Annotated in this window: 12 protein-coding genes and 1 tRNA gene; 7 read left to right on the top strand and 6 right to left on the bottom strand. The window is 43.7% G+C overall.

The window, feature by feature from the left end; translation table 11 throughout:
- From yaaA to AAA938_RS15110, 5 genes are all read left to right on the top strand, one after another.
- Window positions 1-753 carry a peroxide stress protein YaaA gene (gene yaaA, locus AAA938_RS15130; RefSeq protein WP_338229583.1) on the top strand — a complete coding sequence of 251 codons (753 nt, stop codon included), beginning with the start codon at window positions 1-3 and terminating at the stop codon, window positions 751-753.
- Between the two features lie 136 nt (window positions 754-889).
- Complete coding sequence (locus AAA938_RS15125; protein WP_338229582.1) at window positions 890-4330, top strand: T9SS type B sorting domain-containing protein; 3441 nt, start codon at window positions 890-892, stop codon at window positions 4328-4330.
- A 143-nt stretch (window positions 4331-4473) separates the two neighbouring features.
- Window positions 4474-7176: a T9SS type B sorting domain-containing protein gene (locus AAA938_RS15120; protein WP_338229581.1), complete on the top strand. Its 2703-nt coding sequence runs from the start codon at window positions 4474-4476 to the stop codon at window positions 7174-7176.
- 231 nt (window positions 7177-7407) lie between these two features.
- The gene (locus AAA938_RS15115; RefSeq protein WP_338229580.1) at window positions 7408-8634 is read left to right on the top strand and encodes an MFS transporter; all 1227 of its coding nucleotides are present in this window, start codon (window positions 7408-7410) and stop codon (window positions 8632-8634) included.
- A gap of 42 nt (window positions 8635-8676) precedes the next feature.
- A complete protein-coding gene (locus tag AAA938_RS15110) occupies window positions 8677-10053 on the top strand; it encodes a glycoside hydrolase family 140 protein (RefSeq protein ID WP_338229579.1) in 1377 nt (458 codons plus the stop codon).
- On the opposite strand, the gene AAA938_RS15105 is transcribed toward AAA938_RS15110, so the two are convergent.
- Both AAA938_RS15105 and AAA938_RS15100 read right to left on the bottom strand, forming a co-directional pair.
- Entirely contained in the window at window positions 10050-10280 is a 231-nt protein-coding gene (locus tag AAA938_RS15105) for a YgdI/YgdR family lipoprotein (protein ID WP_338229578.1), read from the bottom strand. The genes AAA938_RS15110 and AAA938_RS15105 overlap by 4 nt on opposite strands.
- A gap of 187 nt (window positions 10281-10467) precedes the next feature.
- Window positions 10468-10541, bottom strand: a tRNA-Arg gene (locus tag AAA938_RS15100).
- A gap of 175 nt (window positions 10542-10716) precedes the next feature.
- On the opposite strand from AAA938_RS15100, the gene AAA938_RS15095 reads away from it, so the two are divergent.
- Complete coding sequence (locus AAA938_RS15095; RefSeq protein WP_338229577.1) at window positions 10717-11463, top strand: outer membrane beta-barrel protein; 747 nt, start codon at window positions 10717-10719, stop codon at window positions 11461-11463.
- 61 nt (window positions 11464-11524) lie between these two features.
- On the opposite strand, the gene AAA938_RS15090 is transcribed toward AAA938_RS15095, so the two are convergent.
- The gene (locus AAA938_RS15090) at window positions 11525-12145 is read right to left on the bottom strand and encodes a phosphatase PAP2 family protein (RefSeq protein ID WP_338229576.1); all 621 of its coding nucleotides are present in this window, start codon (window positions 12143-12145) and stop codon (window positions 11525-11527) included.
- Window positions 12145-13602 (bottom strand): RNA polymerase factor sigma-54, encoded by a 1458-nt coding sequence (gene rpoN, locus AAA938_RS15085; protein ID WP_338229575.1) that lies wholly within the window; start codon window positions 13600-13602, stop codon window positions 12145-12147. Before rpoN ends, AAA938_RS15090 begins: the two co-directional genes overlap by 1 nt.
- A 174-nt stretch (window positions 13603-13776) precedes the next feature.
- Here rpoN and asnS point away from each other — a divergent pair, with 174 nt between their 5' ends.
- Window positions 13777-15228 (top strand): asparagine--tRNA ligase, encoded by a 1452-nt coding sequence (gene asnS / locus AAA938_RS15080; protein ID WP_338229573.1) that lies wholly within the window; start codon window positions 13777-13779, stop codon window positions 15226-15228.
- A gap of 34 nt (window positions 15229-15262) precedes the next feature.
- On the opposite strand, the gene AAA938_RS15075 is transcribed toward asnS, so the two are convergent.
- Together AAA938_RS15075 and AAA938_RS15070 are read right to left on the bottom strand one after the other, a co-directional pair.
- Complete coding sequence (locus tag AAA938_RS15075; protein ID WP_338229572.1) at window positions 15263-16108, bottom strand: DUF3667 domain-containing protein; 846 nt, start codon at window positions 16106-16108, stop codon at window positions 15263-15265.
- 66 nt (window positions 16109-16174) lie between these two features.
- Window positions 16175-17365, bottom strand: a complete 1191-nt coding sequence (locus AAA938_RS15070) for an MFS transporter (protein ID WP_338229571.1) — start codon at window positions 17363-17365, stop codon at window positions 16175-16177.
- Window positions 17366-17375: the final 10 nt, after the last annotated feature.

The raw sequence follows: 17375 nt of genomic DNA, 5'->3' as shown, positions 1-17375 counted from the left end.
ATGTTAATTCTTATTTCTCCTGCCAAAACCCTAGATTATTCTGCGCCCCAATACACCAACCACTCGCATCCTGATTTTACATCAGATATAAAGAGTCTGGTCAATGTGATGAAGAAAAAATCAGCCAAGGAAATCGCTGATCTGATGCACGTAAGTGAGAATTTGGCAACGCTGAATGAAGAGAGATATAAGACTTTCCAGAAAGAATTCAATCCTGAAAATTCAAAACAGGCGATTCTTGCCTTCAAAGGTGACGTATACACCAAAATTGAAGTAGACAGCTTCTCATCGGAAGATTTTGAATTTGCCCAAAACCATCTACGGATTCTCTCGGGATTGTATGGTTTACTCAAGCCCTTGGATTTGATCCAGCCCTACAGGCTGGAAATGGGCACTCCCCTATCTACATCCAAAGGAAAAAATCTATACGAATATTGGGGAACCAAGATTGCAAAAGCCATTCAAGCTGCAGCCCAAGGTAGGCCAATCGTGAATTTGGCTTCTCAGGAATACTTCAAGGCGGTGGATCAAAAAGCTTTGAAATCCCCCGTGATTACGATTCATTTCAAAGAATTCAGAAACGGAAAATACCAAACGATAGGGCTTTTTGCCAAGCAGGCGAGAGGGATGATGACCAATTTTGCGATCAAAAATAAAATCGATGATCCTGAGCAGCTAAAGGCATTTAACGAGGAAAACTACGAGTTTGCTGAAGGTTTGAGTACTACTTTAGATTGGGTCTTTGTGAGATAAAATAAATTCCTGCAATTTTGATCTAGGTACCGAGTCCATGAATTTTTTGACCGCTCAAAAAATAGTAGCTTAGTATCAGAATTTCAGGTTTTTACTCGTGATTTCCATCCAGTCTACTATCAGACTTTTTTTGTTTTTGCTATTCCTGTCAGGCGAATTTACTGACAAGGGGGAAACAACTATATCCGGGACTGTAGAATCCCAGGCGCTAATTGACCCCGAATTAACTGGACCCGACAGACTCTGCAATGTATTTGGAAGCATTTTGGCAGACTATTTCGGCGGAGGCAATCCTGCCACGGATGTTTATTCCTGGGAGTTGACAGGACCTGCCGGACAAACCTTATTCAAGGGGTCCGGAGGAGCGGGATTTCAGACCTTGAGCTATACTTTTTCCCTCATTGGGGTCCATGAGATCAATCTGGTAGTCTCCAGAGGAGGAATAGTGATAGGGGATCTTACCAAGTCCGTGGAAGTCGTGCAGGGTCCATTGATCCAGCTCAAGGCTAATTATACCATTTGTGAAAACCAACCCATTTCGATCTCTGCCTTAGACCCTTCCAGCTCCAATTTTTCTAACTATATCTTCGAATGGAAAGATGAAAGCGGTGTAGTCATCGGCAACCAAAATACGCAAGTGGTAGATGCACCTGGCACTTATTCTGTTTCCTTTTTCTTTGAAAATGCCTCGGGAATTAGAGACTGCGAGACTAACCTAAGCACTCAGGTAAGCCTTGCCCCTACCTACTCGATTATTTCAAATACCACATCGCTTTGTCCTGATGTGATAATCTCTTTTAGCTCCTCCCCTTCGGTAACTGGGGAGTGGTTTTATCAAAAAGTGGGAGACCCGGATTTGATTCCATTGGGCCTAGGAAGCTCCAAAACCCTGTCTCCAGATCAAATCTCAAAAGGATTTGGTGATTATCTTGTCTTTTTTGAAGTACCAAATCCCACCAATCCTGCATGTATTCAACAGGCTCAAAGCTCATTTACTTTCAATCCGCTTCCGGAAATCAAATTTGTAAGTGCAAGTGGAGCCACCAAATGCTTGGCAGCTGATGGAGCCCTTACCTTGGAAGCAGTGACTTCCATTGACCTTATTTTCATAGATGGACTTGGGATAAGTTTAGGTCCCTTCAATCCCGGAGACCCCATTCTTATATCTGGGTTGAAGTCCGGGGCTTACACTATAACCACTCAACTCGGTAGCTGTACAAACTCTTTGGCTTCTGTCGTCCCTCTTGTTGATCCTCCAAGTCAGCTCTCATTCGAAATAGAGGATATAGAACCAGAAAAATGCACGGATACTGGAAAAATAAACGGTTCATTTCTAGTAAAACTACCTAATGGACCTATGACAGACGGATCTTATCGAATTCTTAATTCCAGAGGAGGAGTATTTCGAAACCAAGCCTTAGGCAATGAAACTGAGCTCTTCTTTGATGTACCTGGAGGAGAATATGTGTTTGAGATCTACGATAAAGACAGCTGCAATTTACCAAAGGCCGAAATCATTGAAGTTCCGGCTTTGCAGCAGGTAGCATTCAGCATACCTGCATCTCTTTCTATCTGTCAAACATTTGATTTTATCCCACAAACCAACCAAGCTCTGGAGTTTACCCTGATTTATTTGGAAGATGGAACCGAGACTATCAAACCTGCCGGAGAAGCATTTACTATAACTCAAGCTGGAGAATATAGTGTGATAGGAAGAATTCCCAATCAGAATCTGATTTGTCCTTTGGAGAGAAAGTTAACCGTATCCGTGGTTGATCCAGTTGATTTCGAACCCGTTTTGATTGATCAGGATTGCTTTGGAAACCGAACCTACGAAGCCAATTTGTTTGGAAGAGATCCCAATACAGTTGTATTCCGCTGGCTGGATGAAAACGATAAATTGGTAGGGACAGGACAATTTTTAAATCCGATTTCTTTTGGAACCTACAAGCTTGACGTGCAGCCGGCAAATAGTACGGCCTGTCCGATTCCACCACTCGAGTTTGAAATAACCCAACCGGTACTTGCAGTGGATGTGACGTTGACATCTACCAAGCTTTGTGAATTTGGCCCAAGAGCGATTATCAGCCTTAGCACAACTTTTCCTGAAGAAATCACCGATATCGAATGGAGACGATACGATGATTTAGGGAATATCGAAAATTTACCCCAGTTCAATAATCAAGCTGAAATCACAGTGGATGTGGCTGGAAATTACGAGGCAGCAGTCTTTAGCCGAATTCCTTCCATTAACAAAGACTGCGAATTGGGAAGAAGCAGTTTGGATTTGGACTTGATTCCCTACAAGGTTCCTTTTACCGTTCCGGATTCGCTTTCGATTTGTGATCCTTATTCGTTGATACCGAATTCGGCTGGCCCATTGGTATTTGAATTGATCTTCCCGGATGGAAAAACGGAAATAAAGAGCTGGAATGAGGCATTTATCCTAGATCAAGAGGGCACTTATACCATTTTGGGCTATGACCCTAATATAAGCGGTCCGCTTTGTCCCGATCAAAAGACAATTCAAGTTAAAATCAACCCACCGGTAATTTTTACACCCCAGCTGTCTAACTTAAGCTGTACCGGGGAATATGAATATCTGGCTGAAGTGGAGAATTACCCGGCTGATTCAGTTGATTATTTTTGGAGAGATTCATCAGGAAGTCTAGTCAGTACTGCGGCTATCCTGAACACCTCCACTTATGGTATATTTTCTCTTGAAGTACAGCCAAAGGGATCCATACGTTGTGGAATTACTCCACAAGACTTTGAAATAGCTGTACCGATCCTGGAAGTGGAGGTAGAATTGGTAGGAGAAACGCTCTGTCCCGACCAGCCTGATGCAGCATTGACCTTGAGTGCCAATTTGGAGGCTGTCCAGACTATTGAGTGGTGGTTTACCGATCTGAGCAATAATACTTCTCAACTCACCTCTGAAACTGGAAAAACAGAAATTTTAGCACTTGAAGAAGGGACATACGAGGTCCGACTTTTGAACTCTTTCGGATGTATTTTAGGTAGAGATTCACTATTAGTAATTCGAAGTACGGATCAAAACCGTCCCACTTTGGAAGAATCCTATCAGATTTGCCCTAGATATGAAATTGCTCCTACTCTTAATCCTGGCAGTTTCGCTTCGTACGAGTGGTATTTTGAGGGTAGCCTAGTCTCAACCAGCCCCACTTTTAAACCTCTCCAAATCGGCACCTATTCCCTGATAGTTTTCAGTGGGGAAGGATGTGTTTACCAAACAGAGTTTGAAACAGAGGAGGAATGTGAATTGCGGATGATTTTCCCTGACGCAATCCAACCTGGAAATCCAAACCTTCCATTCTTGATTTATACCAATTACTTGATCGATGAATTGGAAATATGGATCTATAACAAATGGGGGAATCCTGTTTTTCATTGCAAAAAGACAGATTTGATTTCGGAAGAGTCCACTTGCCTTTGGGACGGGTATGTGGGTGGAGAAAAGGCCCCTCCTGGATCCTATGCCTACCGTGTTTGGTATCGAAACATCGAAAAAAACATTGTTAAGGAAGAGTTAGGTGCAATTCTTGTCATAGACTAATTCAAGAAGCAAAAATTAAGTGGAACATTTTTTGACTTGACAAAGAAGTGTAATTCCGTGATTAGGAATTACTTTTGTCGTCCACCCTAAGAGTTACAAAATCCCTATTGAATCCGACTCAATATCCAAAAAGGAATATTGAGATGTGGTCTTGGTTGATAATCCTGTTTGCCTTTATCCCTTCTCTAGATGGTAAATCTGGCTACAACACCGAAATACTCCCAAGCAATCTCAGTGTTCAAGCTGACCCATTATTGGTGGGGCCGGAAAACCTATGTATTGTTTTTGGAGGGGTTGTTGGAACCTACAGCGGAGGTGGAGACCCGAATACGGATGTTTACAGTTGGCTGGTCACCGATTCACAAGGGCAGGAAATCTTCAACAGAACAGGAGGAAGGCAGTTTGAGACTATCAAAGTCTCATTCAATCAGACAGGGGCCTATTCAATTTCATTGAGTGTCCGAAGAAATAGCGCCACAATTTACTCCCAAACCCTAGCCATCAATGTCCAACAGGGTCCAAGCCTTGCCTTGCTTCCGGACTACCTTCTTTGCGGGGATACGCCTACAGAAATTACCGCTATTGATCCTTCCACTCCAAACTTTCAGAATTACAATTTTATCTGGACTGATATTGGTGAAAATGTAGTAGGTACCACCAACAGCATTTTTGTCAGTCAGGAAGGCTTCTACAAAATCGAACTTTTCCTTCAGGGAAATAATGGAGTCCAAGAGTGCTTGATTACCGGGTCCACGTATGTAGGCCCTTCTTTGGATTTTGAACCCACCGTATCCAAGTCCACTGTCTGTCAAGGAGAGTCTGTCACCTTGGGCACAGATACACCGCTGGCTGGAGAATGGTTTTTACAAACACCTGGGTCCACAACATTTGAATCTTTGGGGTCTTCTTTCAGTGTGACACTGGATGCAGACCAAATTCAGGCCCCGGGAATTTACACTGCCAAATTCAGGGCAAATGATCCTGAATTTGCAGATTGTCCTTCGGAGAGAAAAATCACTTTTGAGGTAAATGAAACCCCGAAAATCAACATCCAAATCATCGAAAAGCCGGACAATTGTGCCGAACCCAATGGGTCGTTTTCGGTGATTGCACTGAATACACTGGACTCCTTGATAGTGGTCGAAACCCAGCTGCTTGTGCCAAACGTTTTCTCGGGCCAACAGGTCACCCTGTCCAATCTCAAGCCTCAACTGTATACGATCGCAGTCTATTCGAATGGGTGCGAATTCATTACGCTACTGGATTTGGAGTCCAAACAGCCACCCATTATCAATCCCAGCACACCGGACATTCAGCTCCCAACCTATATCTTGACCCCAGAGACATGCTCAGAATCAGGAGTCAATCCGGGATCGGTCGAACTCACCTTCGCACAAGGTCTGGTCAACGGAGAGTACCGGATTCTCTCTCCGGGAGTCGGATTGATCTCCCAAGGTACAATTACCAATCAAGGCTCACTTACCGTCCCCTTAAGAGGTGGCCGGTATCTTTTCGAACTGAAAATAGACGGTTGTACCTATCCGGTGGAAGATTTCACCATTGAATCCAAGCCGTTGGTGAGTTTTGATGCACCAGCGGATATCACCATTTGTCAAACCTTTGACCTTATTCCGGAAACTTCAGAGGACCTGATCTTCCGGCTTACCTATCCCGATCAATCGGTCCAAACCCTCGGTACAGGAGAAGCATTTACCCTTTCTCAAGGTGGAGAATATATCCTTCGGGGAGTTCCTGCCGATCCTAATTCCAATCTTTGCCCCAGAGAGCAAAAAATCAATGCCAGACTGGCAAGGGACTTTTCTTTTGGGCTCACTTTATTTGAGGAGGACTGTTTTGGAAATCAGGTTTACAAGGCAGATTTGACCGGACTCACTCCGGAAGAAGCCTCTATCCGATGGATCAATTCGGAAGGAGTGATTGTTGGAAGAAACGAACTGTTTTTTTCAACAGCTGTCGGAGATTATTCTTTGATCGTGCAGCCGCTTCAGAGCGGATTTTGCCCCAAAAACCCCATCTTCTTTACTGTAGAACCTCCTATCCTCCAAGTTGATGTAAATATGGAGGCCAATAAAATCTGTCCTACACCCGGCACGAGTACCATAGAAGTGAGCACTAATATGGATGCGGTACTGCAAATCGAGTGGATATTCTTTGATGATGCAGGAAATAGAAGGGATCTTCCGGAGTTTGAAGGGCAATTTGAAATCACCGTTTCTGAGACAGGCAACTATGAAGCCGTCGTTTATAACCGGATTGGTTGTGAAATTGGCAGAAATTTCATTCTGGTAGAAAACAGCGACCTGCTTACCCTCCCTTCCCTTGAGGATGAATATGGCGTCTGTTCCAAAGGAAAAAGGGGACCTGCATTGAATCCAGGAGTATATGCCGAGTACTTTTGGTATTTCGGAGAGCAGCTGGTGTCTCAGGATCCTATTTTCGCCCCAAGAGAGGCAGGAGACTACTCTCTCAAGGTGATTACCGAAGATGGGTGCGAATTTTTTGACACCTTCAATACTTACGATGCCTGTTCATTTGATGTAAGAATGCCGACAGCCATGGTGCTCGGTGATCCATCCAAAAACTTTCAAGTCTATCTGAGTGAAGGAGTCACAGAAGCCGAATTATTTATTTTCAATCGGGGTGGAAATTTAATTCATTTCGAAAAAGCATTGGAGATTCCTTTTGAGCAGGCCTTTTTAAAATGGGATGGGGTATCTTTTGGTAAACTTATTCCGGTGGGCACGTATGTGGTCAAGCTAAAAGTCCGAAACCCACTTTATGATTATGAAGAGGTGATCACATCTTCTCTTTTGGTTATTGAATAGTACCTCCTTCAAACGAAAATAGGACAACTCAGGGTCCTGAAGGCCTTCTCTTCATTCGAAATCAAGACTCATTTCTCCCTTGGCTTCTTGGATCTTTCCTTTTTGAAGGAAAATGGGGTCAGAGTACGTCTTATAATATTTTTTGCACGGGAAAGCTAAATCGACTTTTTTTTCTATTTTGAGCCTCTTCTGAATGTTTAATTCAAACCCAAAAACCAAAAGCACTCATCTATGACTCAAACCATCAACCGGAGCGCTCTATTCAACGCAAGTTGTTTGGCGCTGATCACTACTGCCTTTTCGTTTTCGATCAGGGCAGGTATTCTTCCTCAATTGGGAGATTCCTTTGGACTGACTGCTGAGCAGTTAGGTTTTATCAACTCCATGTGGTTCCTTGGCTTCCCTATTTCGATGATTTTGGGAGGATTGTTTTATCACATTGTAGGTCCAGCCAATATCATGAGAATCGCCTTTATTACCCATACTTTGGGGATTCTGATGACTATCTACGCAGGTGGGTATACTACCTTGTTGATTTCCACGCTCTTTATCGGATTTGGCAACGGCTGTACGGAAGCGGCTTGTAATCCGATGATTGCAGACATGTATTCAGGTACCACGCTGAACAAAATGCTCAACCGATTCCATATGTGGTTCCCTGGAGGGATTGTATTGGGAAGTTTGGTTTCCAAGTTTATGACAGACAGCGGATTTGCCTGGCAGGCTCAGGTTTGGGTGATGATGATCCCGACCATTGCCTATGCAGTATTGTTCTTTGGCAAAGCCTTCCCTAAACCATCTGTAGAAGGAGCAACCTCTGTTGGTTCGAATATCAAAGCCATGTTTAGCCCGGTATTCATTTTCCTATTCTTCTGTATGGCATTGACTGCGATCACCGAATTTGGGCCTCAACAGTGGGTAGGTTTGATCATGAGTGCCAGCGGAGCCAGCCCAATGCTGATTCTCGCCTTGACTACCGGGGTAATGGCAGTAGGTAGATTCTTTGCAGGTCCGGTAGTGAAGTCCCTCGGTCAAACAGGGGTACTCCTTGGAGGAGCAATCTTTGCCGCTTTGGGTATCTTCATGTTCAGCACCGTGACTGGTCCTATGGCTTATCTGGCTGCTTTGATCTTTGCGATCGGAGTTTGTTACTTCTGGCCTGTGATGGTTGGAGCTGTAGCACAGAGAGTTCCTCTTTCAGGTGCTTTGGGCATGTCTATCATTGGAGGAGTAGGTATGTTTTCTACTGCAATTTTCCAGCCTATCATCGGTGGATGGATTGATAGTGACAGAGCTACTCAAGCTGCTGCCGGTTTGACCGGTGATGCCTTAGAACTCGCCGCAGGCCAGGAAACACTGATGAAAATGGTCTCCTTCCCTGGAATTCTCATTGTGCTGTTTATCATTTTCTTTATTTGGCAACGAGGCAGCAAACCAGCCACCTCCGCCGCACATTAATCTTTAATTAAGGCAGTCTTCGGACTGCCTTTTTTTTATCCCATGAAAAAGCTATTTCTAATCCCACTCTTCACACTCTTATTTTGTCCTGCTTTTGCCCAGAAGATCACGGGGCCTATTCAAGTTCACCCTGACCAGAAATACTTGATGACAGCAGAAGGAGAACCTTTTTTTTGGCTGGCTGATACAGCATGGGAGCTATTTCACAGGCTAGACGAAAAGGAGGCTACTGATTATTTAGACACCCGGCAAAAACAGGGCTTTAATGTGGTTCAAGCTGTGGTTTTGGCGGAGCTGGATGGAGTTCACACTCCGAATGCCAATGGAGACTTGCCTTTTTCCGAAATCGAAAAATGGGAATACAATGAGGCCTATTTTCAACATGTAGATCGAATTTTGAAACTAGCCTTGGAGCGGAACATCCATATTGCCCTACTCCCTACTTGGGGAGATAAGCTATTTAATGAATCCTGGGGAGTCGGCCCTGAGATCTTTACTCCTGCCACTGCCTATTCTTATGGTAAATGGATTGGAAATCGGTACAAAAACCATGAAAATCTGATCTGGGTATTGGGTGGTGATCGAAATCCCCGAATAGATTCACAAGATGTGGAAGTCTGGAATCAAATGGCAAGAGGAATCCTGGAAAGCCAAAATCCTGACAATCCCATTTTGATCACCTTCCATCCTCAGCCTACGGGTCCAGGGGGAAGCAGCAATTGGTTTCACAATGCAGATTGGTTGGATTTCAATATGCACCAAACCGGGCATTGCCCCAATCAGGCCACCTATGAAAAAATTACCCATGACCTGAATTTAAGCCCCAAAAAACCAACCATCGACGGGGAGCCGATGTACGAAGAGCACCCCAAATGCTTCAATGCAAAAGAATTGGGCTATAGTGAAGCTGCAGATATCCGGAGAATAATGTACTGGAACGTGTTTGCAGGAGCGGCGGGTCAATCCTACGGCTGTCACGCAGTCTGGCAGATGTATGATTTGGATAAGACCCCGGTCAATGCCCCATTGAAACCTTGGCACCAATCTCTCAATCTTGAGGCAACTAATCAGGTCAAGCATCTGAAAAATCTAATGCTCAGCCGACCCTATTTTGACCGGATTCCAGATCAAAGCTTGATCGGTACCACCCAGAGCTACAACGATTCCTATTTGGCAGCTAGCCGGAATCAAAGCGGAACTTATGCGCTGATTTACAGTCCAACTGGACTTGATATTCCACTCAACCTATCAAAAATGAAAGGAGACCGATTTCGCCTGACTTGGTTTGATCCAAGGACCGGGGTTCAGTTTCCTGGAAATAATGGAGAAATAGTTGGGAAAGAAAAGAATCAAACTATAAGTCCCCCGAGTTCCGGAAGGGGAAATGACTGGGTTTTGATTGTGGATTCGATGGATTAATTTCCGCAGGAGTAACTTTCATATCGATCCACGGCGATGGACCACAGCTTTCCGTCATCATCCCTGTAGGTGATTGTCCCGGTACTTTTTAGCAGTTCGATACTCTGGGCAGTGATGATTGTCCCATCTTTGAGTTGGATGGTGCATGGACCATCAATCTTTTTGATATCCACTATCTCATCACAGCCTATCAGACCTATCAAAACAACTATAAAAAGCTTACGCATATGGGAAAGTTTTTTCGAATATGGGAAAAAAGAGTGGGGAAATAAAAAAAGCCCAACTTTTCAGTTGAGCTTAGTGACCTCGTCAGGATTCAAACCTGAAACCTTCCCGACACTAGTCGGGATGCTCTTTTCAGTTGAGCGCTTGTTGGGGAAATAAAAAAAAGCCCAACTTTTCAGTTGAGCTTAGTGACCTCGTCAGGATTCAAACCTGAAACCTCCTGAGCCGTAATCAGGTGCTCTATTCAGTTGAGCTACGAGGCCGAATGGGTCTGCAAAAGTACCGATTTTAATTTTTTCTCCAACAGCCTCCTCCAAGATTTTTTGTGATGACATCTAATTTCCGAATATCGCCTTAAGAATAATTAAGAGCTTTTAAGGGGTTTATCCTTTCGGATTTTATATTTTTGCCCACATTCCAAGTAACGAAGACCTCTTGATGAAAAAATTATTGATTCTGGCTTTGGCCTTATTTTCCCTGAATGCTGTCCAAGCCCAGGAAACCGAAAAAAAACCAAAAACTCCAATCGGAGGACGTCCCAATATCCCCAGTGATCTCAATTTCGAATTTGGTTTCAACATTTTAACCAACCGTCCAGCGGATCTAAAGACTAACTTTTTCCCTTCTCGGACTTTCAATATTTCCTATCAGTTTCCCGTTCCTGTGGGCGGAGAGGCTTCCGGGTTTACCATCAATCCCGGTATCGGAATTGCCTCTGATAAGTTGCAATTTGCTGATGACAATAACCTATTCAGAAATGAAGACTTGGGTCCTGAATCTTCCGAACTTGTGGATGTCACCGAAGTGTATGGGGATGATCTTATCCTGAAGGCCAATAATTTTGCAATGAATTATTTCGAGGTTCCTCTCGAACTCCGCTACCATTTCAACAAAACCAATTACAGCAAAAGCTTCCGAATCGCGGTAGGAGGAAAAGTAGGGTTTCTCTATGAAGCCCATACCAAGACCAAGTATGAAACTGCCGACACCGGCAAAGTGAAAGTAAAAACCTCCGAAAACTATGGAGTAGAAAAGATTCGATATGCCGTGACTGTGAAAGTGGGTAGCCCAGGCTTCTACGCTTGGGGCAATTTTTTCCTGAATGATGTGTGGCAAGCCGGAAGGGGTCCATTTGCCAATCAGGCCAGTCAAATCAACTTCGGAATTGCTGTGACGGTATTCTAAAAACTAACTCCTTATTGAAAACTTAATCCCCCAAGAGAAAATGTTCTTTTGGGGGATTTTTTTACGACCAAATCCAGGAGAATCCATACCAGCAGACCAAAAAGCCTGAGGCAAAACCCACATAGACTTCAAGGGGCTTGTGGGCATTCAAATAGAGTCTTGAAGTAGCAATTGCCCCACTTAAAACCAAGACCATAATCAAAGGATAAAGGGGCTGGAAGTTTGAAAAACTGCGGGCCAAAACCAGCACCAAGGCCAAAAGCCCTCCCACACCAGTCATATGGGCGGACATTTTCCAAACAAAAGTGACGAGGGTTAGTATCACCACTGCAGCCAAAATCACGGCCATTCCCTGCCAAAGAATCGGATCTAGATCACTTTTCTGATAAAGGAAATATGTGGTCAAAAAGAAATAAATGCATGTAATCAAAAAGGGAATAATTCGGTCCTTCACCTCAGGCATGTGCAGACTCTTCACCGTACCCATAAGCCGAAGGCCAATAATGGAAATCATAGGAATCAAAAGGGTGGAAAGGATGATGAGGTAAAAAATCCTATCCTTGATTTGCTCAGGAATGCTGGTAGCCTCGGGTACCGCAAACAGGATCATTCCATAAACCAAGGCAGGCATCAAAAGCGGCTGAAAAACCACTGTAATCACCAAAGCTACTATTCTCCCCACTAAAGTTCTTTTCTTAATCTTGCGACCGGTATCTGAAGCTGCTCTCTGTACTTGGCAACGGTCCTTCGGGCAATATTGTATCCTTTTTTATTAAGCATTTTGACCAACTTATCATCAGAAAGTGGCTTTTTCTTATCCTCAGCATCCACCATTCCCTGGAGGACTGATTTCACCTCACGGTTACTCACATCTTCCCCACTGTCCGTAGAAATCCCCTCTGAGAAAAAGTACTTCAATGGATATACGCCAAATTCAGTTTGAATGGATTTGCTATTAGCCACACGGGAAACGGTGGAAATATCCATATCAATTTTCTCGGCAATATCCTTCAGGATCATCGGTCGGAGATTGGTCTCATCCCCATCTAGGAAAAACTCATACTGATACTTCAAGATCGCTTCCATAGTCCTCAGCAGGGTATTTTGCCTTTGCTTGATCGCATCAATAAACCACTTGGCAGAATCCAGCTTTTGCTTGACAAAAGTGACCGTTTCTTTAAGTTTTTTGTCCTTTTTATCACTCTTGTCATACGCATCAAACATCTCGGCATAGGATCGGGATATCCTCAGTTCCGGAGCATTACGAGAGTTGAGGGACACCTCAAGTTTGCCACTGTTATTGGTCAGGATAAAATCTGGAATGATGTATTGAGTACGGACCAATCCATCCGAAATACCACCCGGCTTAGGGTTGAGTCGGGTAATCAGATTGACGGCTTCTTTGATTTCATCTTCTGAAAGGTCCAGCCGCTTCTGGATTTTAGAATAATGCTTTTTGGTAAACTCATCAAAACAGTCATGAATGATCAGCAAAGCATGCTGCACATCCGGATCGTCAGGGTGCTCTTTTCGTTCCAATTGGATCAAGAGACACTCTTGAAGGTTCCGGGCTGCAATTCCTGCCGGATCAAAGGTTTGGATCTTTCGGAGAATCTCCTCCAACTCGTCCAAATCTGTCTCGATATTTTGTCCAAAGGCAAGGTCATTGATGATCGCCTCCAAATCCCTCCGGATATAGCCATCGTTTTCTATACTTCCGATCAGTTGCTGACCGATGATTTTCTGACGCTCATCGAGTTTGAGAAAGTTCAACTGAGAAATCAACTGCTCATGAAGACTCGCCTGACTGGATATCGGGATCTCCCTATCATCCTCATCGGAATTGTAATTGCCGTCACCCTGCATTTTGTACCCACTATATTCATCATCCAGATAGTCATCCAGATTCAACTCATGGTCATCCCTCCCCAAGTCATCCTCGTAGGAGTCTTCGTAATCGTCCTCTTGAGTTTGTTCTTGCTCTTTATCTTTGCCTTCCTCCAAGGCAGGATTGATCTCCAATTCCTCTTCAATTCTGGCATCCAACTCAGCGGTAGGCACCTGCAGCAGTTTGATAAACTGAATCTGCTGGGGAGATAGCTTTTGAGAAAGTGTCTGAGAAAGGTTTAACTTTTGCATTGAATTGAGATAAAACCAGCAAAACGGGTTTAAAAAAAGCTTTTTCACCAGAAAAAGCCCACTGACCAAATTTAGGAAAAAGAGGCAATTTTTTGATAAAAACGTGATTTAATCGTTTTTTTGCATTCCATTTTATTCAGGCAGGAAATCTATTTTTCCCAAACAAATTCACCCATGGCATTCAACAAGCGGGTCAAAATCAAGACCATACTCGAACAAAACCCAATCGGACAGGAAATCACCTTGATGGGCTGGGTTCGAACCAAAAGAAGTAACAAAAACGTCTCATTCATTGCACTAAATGACGGCTCTGTGATTACCAACTACCAAGTGGTGGCTGACCCAAATCTTATTGCAGAGGAGATTTTGAAAAAATGTACCACAGGGGCTTGTCTGAAAATCACCGGGAATGTAGTTGAGTCTCAAGGGGCAGGTCAAAGCTCCGAGCTCAACGCAAAAACCATAGAAGTACTGGGCGAGGCAGATCCTGAAAAATACCCTCTACAGCCTAAAAAGCATTCGCTGGAATTTTTGAGAGAAATCGCCCACTTGAGAATGCGTACCAATACCTTCAGCGCCGTATTTAGAGTACGCCATGCTTTGGCTTTCGCCGTGCATAAATACTTTAATGATAAAGGATTCTTTTACATCCACACCCCGATCATCACAGCTTCTGATGCAGAAGGAGCCGGAGAGACATTCAAAGTCACCACTTTGGATATATCCAAGCCTCCTCGCACACCAGAAGGCGAAGTAGACTTCAAGCAGGATTTCTTCGAGCGGGAAGCTAACCTAACTGTCTCCGGCCAATTGGAAGGAGAGCTGGCGGCTATGGCGCTTTCTGAGATTTACACCTTTGGCCCCACCTTCCGTGCGGAAAACTCCAATACTACCAGGCACTTGGCTGAGTTCTGGATGATTGAGCCGGAAATGGCCTTCTATGATGCCGAGGACAATGCTGATTTGGCAGAGGACTTCTTGAAATACCTGATCAGTTACGCCCTGGAGCACTGCCAAGAGGACTTAAAATTCCTTCAATCCAGATTGGAAGAGGAAGAAAAATCCAAACCGGCGGACCAGAGATCAGAAATGGGACTTTTGGATAAACTCCGATTTGTGGTAGACAATGAATTTGTCAGAATCACCTACACTGAGGCAATCGATATTCTGAGAAACTCAAACCCTAATAAAAAGAAGAAATTCCAATACCTGATCGAATCTTGGGGGGCAGATTTGCAGTCTGAGCATGAGCGATACCTGGTAGAGAAGCATTTCAAAAAGCCGGTAATTCTGACAGACTATCCTAAAGAGATCAAATCCTTCTACATGCGGCAAAACGAAGACGGCAAAACCGTGGCTGCCATGGATATTCTATTCCCTGGAATTGGGGAGATCATCGGTGGCTCGCAGCGAGAAGAGAGACTGGACCTACTTCTGAAAAGAATGGAAGAGCTGCATATCCCAATTGAAGAGATGTGGTGGTTTTTGGACACCCGTAGGTTTGGATCCACTCCCCATGCAGGTTTTGGTTTGGGATTTGAGCGAATGGTGCAGTTTGTCACCGGAATGGGAAATATCCGGGACGTAATTGCCTTCCCAAGAACACCAGGAAACGCAGAATTTTAAGAATAAAATCCCCGGCTTAGTTCGGGGATTTTTTTTAGGTAATCATCCAAAACGTGACCCAAAAAAGAAGGAAACGATAAATAGTAAAGCTGGGAATGATAAATCCTGCCAATAAAATACTTCTCCAAATTGCGGCTGGTGTACTGACTGAGTAGGCTTTTTTGATCAGGAAAAACTGATACCCAAAGATTCCCACAAGAAAAAAAACAGAAAGGGTAAGTTCATTGAGAAAAGAATTGAACTGAAACTCTCCAAACCAATCAATCAGCCCGATAAGAGCTGGAAAGAGGACCAAGAAAACCAAAATATAAAACCCATAGAAATAAGCCGATCCGGCAAAAAAGTCGATGAGGAAAAACCTCCTGTCTTTAAGGAAAAGTAATTTCAAAAACAGTCCCTGCAAAAAAACCAGCGAAATCAAAAGCAACTTCCCATTAGAGTTGGAGGTACTTTCATAGGAAGTTTTGAATGTACTTGCTTGCTCAGGATTAACTTCAAGGTAATTTTCCACTACTGGCCTGACAAAGTCACTGTAAGGAAGGTTATACATTTGGATCTCCAGAGACGTATTGAAGGTAGAGATCAAGGGAAAAAGGAAGTAAATTAAGTTGGCAAAAAAGAAAAGCTGAAGAGGAGAAAGGTATTTTTTACGAATCCCATCCACAAAGCTTTTGGTCAGTTCACCCGGTTGGGTTAGGAGCAATTTGATTGTTTTAAAAAACTTCCCGTCAGCGACGAAAATGGAGGAGATTAGCTCCTCAATGAAATAGGTTATTCTTTTATCCTTGGCGTCGATCTGCTTTTCTCCACATACATGGCAAAAAGAGCCCTCTAGGCGGGTTCCACAGCTTACGCAAACATTGGATTCAGACTGGGACATTTGAAAATCATTGAATCAATCAATTTGCCAAATTCATTTCTGAATTCAAACCCCAAATCAACGTCCTTAACTGATTACTTTCACCCTTCTTGCCAATGGGATACAAAGGATGCTGAAGAAAATGGCAAGGTATCCCACAATATTAAAATTGGTCAGCTGTCCGGCTTCATTTTCCCCGATAATCAGTCCCGCTATCAGCGAGGCCAGTCCAGCTGCTAACTGCTGCACAGCGGAATTAAAACTAAGAAAACTCCCCCTGTTCTCGGGTTTTGCAGTTCCGGTGATAATTGCCGCTGCAGGTACATACCGTCCATTGGATGTGACAAAAAACATCGTGGTAATCATCAGCACAAAAGGAATCGGTGTCACTCCCAAGTGGGTAATCACCCCAATGGGAATCAAGTTGAGCAACATGAAGATGGTAAACACTTTCAGCTTTCCATGTCGATCAGACAGCTTTCCTACCCAGGGAGAAGTAAATACCGTAAAACCACCTCCCGCAATGTAGATGTAAGTGAGCTGAATCTCCGTAAATCCCACATTGGCGACATTAAATGGACTTAAGAAGGGAATAATCATAAACTGCCCAAACATCATCATTACCGATAGGCTGATGGCCTTCATTTGGTTGACATTGCCAGTCACTCTGGAAATCACCTCCATGGGACTGGGCTTGGTAAGTTCCTGATCCATATGATCACGAATGGATGGGATAAACTTGAATATCATCCCTAAACTGAGAAAAGAAAGTCCAGTGAGGATATAAAATGGCATATGCCAATCCGAAAGGCTTGCCAAAAACAATCCTATCGGTACTCCCATTACAGAGGCAAAAGAAAAAGCAGACATGACCAATCCCATAGCCCGGCCCCTTCGCTCATAAGGAATCACATCTCCGATAATTGCCAAAATCAAAGCAGAAGTCAAACCTCCAAAAACTCCACTCAGCACCCTTGCAATAAGTAGAATAGGGTAGTTTGGGGACAAAGCACACCCCAAAGTCCCGATCGTAAATCCCACATAGACCCAAAGTAGAATCTTTTTTCGGTCAAAACGATCCAAAACAAAGGCCCCTAAAAAGCTGGAAATTCCAGCACTGATAGTGTAGGAGGAAACCAACAAGCTGAATTCACTGGGGCTAATTTCAAATATCCTCATCAACTGGGGTCCCAGAGGCATGAGAATCATGAAATCTACTATGTGGATAAAATTAATTGCTGCCAGTGTCCAAAGCAGCGGTTTTTCTTTGCTGTTCATAAAAATCTAT

Source organism: Algoriphagus taiwanensis, from assembly GCF_036245645.1.
Classification (GTDB): domain Bacteria; phylum Bacteroidota; class Bacteroidia; order Cytophagales; family Cyclobacteriaceae; genus Algoriphagus; species Algoriphagus taiwanensis.
This window is presented reverse-complemented; position numbering and strand designations above follow the sequence as displayed.

Coding starts and splice junctions, on each gene's coding strand:
- AAA938_RS15105 (WP_338229578.1), bottom strand. CDS start 10,280: ATGCGTAAGCTTTTTATAGTTGTTTTGATAGGTCTGATAGGCTGTGAT.
- AAA938_RS15110 (WP_338229579.1), top strand. CDS start 8,677: ATGAAAAAGCTATTTCTAATCCCACTCTTCACACTCTTATTTTGTCCT.
- AAA938_RS15070 (WP_338229571.1), bottom strand. CDS start 17,365: ATGAACAGCAAAGAAAAACCGCTGCTTTGGACACTGGCAGCAATTAAT.
- yaaA (WP_338229583.1), top strand. CDS start 1: ATGTTAATTCTTATTTCTCCTGCCAAAACCCTAGATTATTCTGCGCCC.
- AAA938_RS15095 (WP_338229577.1), top strand. CDS start 10,717: ATGAAAAAATTATTGATTCTGGCTTTGGCCTTATTTTCCCTGAATGCT.
- AAA938_RS15075 (WP_338229572.1), bottom strand. CDS start 16,108: ATGTCCCAGTCTGAATCCAATGTTTGCGTAAGCTGTGGAACCCGCCTA.
- AAA938_RS15115 (WP_338229580.1), top strand. CDS start 7,408: ATGACTCAAACCATCAACCGGAGCGCTCTATTCAACGCAAGTTGTTTG.
- asnS (WP_338229573.1), top strand. CDS start 13,777: ATGGCATTCAACAAGCGGGTCAAAATCAAGACCATACTCGAACAAAAC.
- rpoN (WP_338229575.1), bottom strand. CDS start 13,602: ATGCAAAAGTTAAACCTTTCTCAGACACTTTCTCAAAAGCTATCTCCC.
- AAA938_RS15120 (WP_338229581.1), top strand. CDS start 4,474: ATGTGGTCTTGGTTGATAATCCTGTTTGCCTTTATCCCTTCTCTAGAT.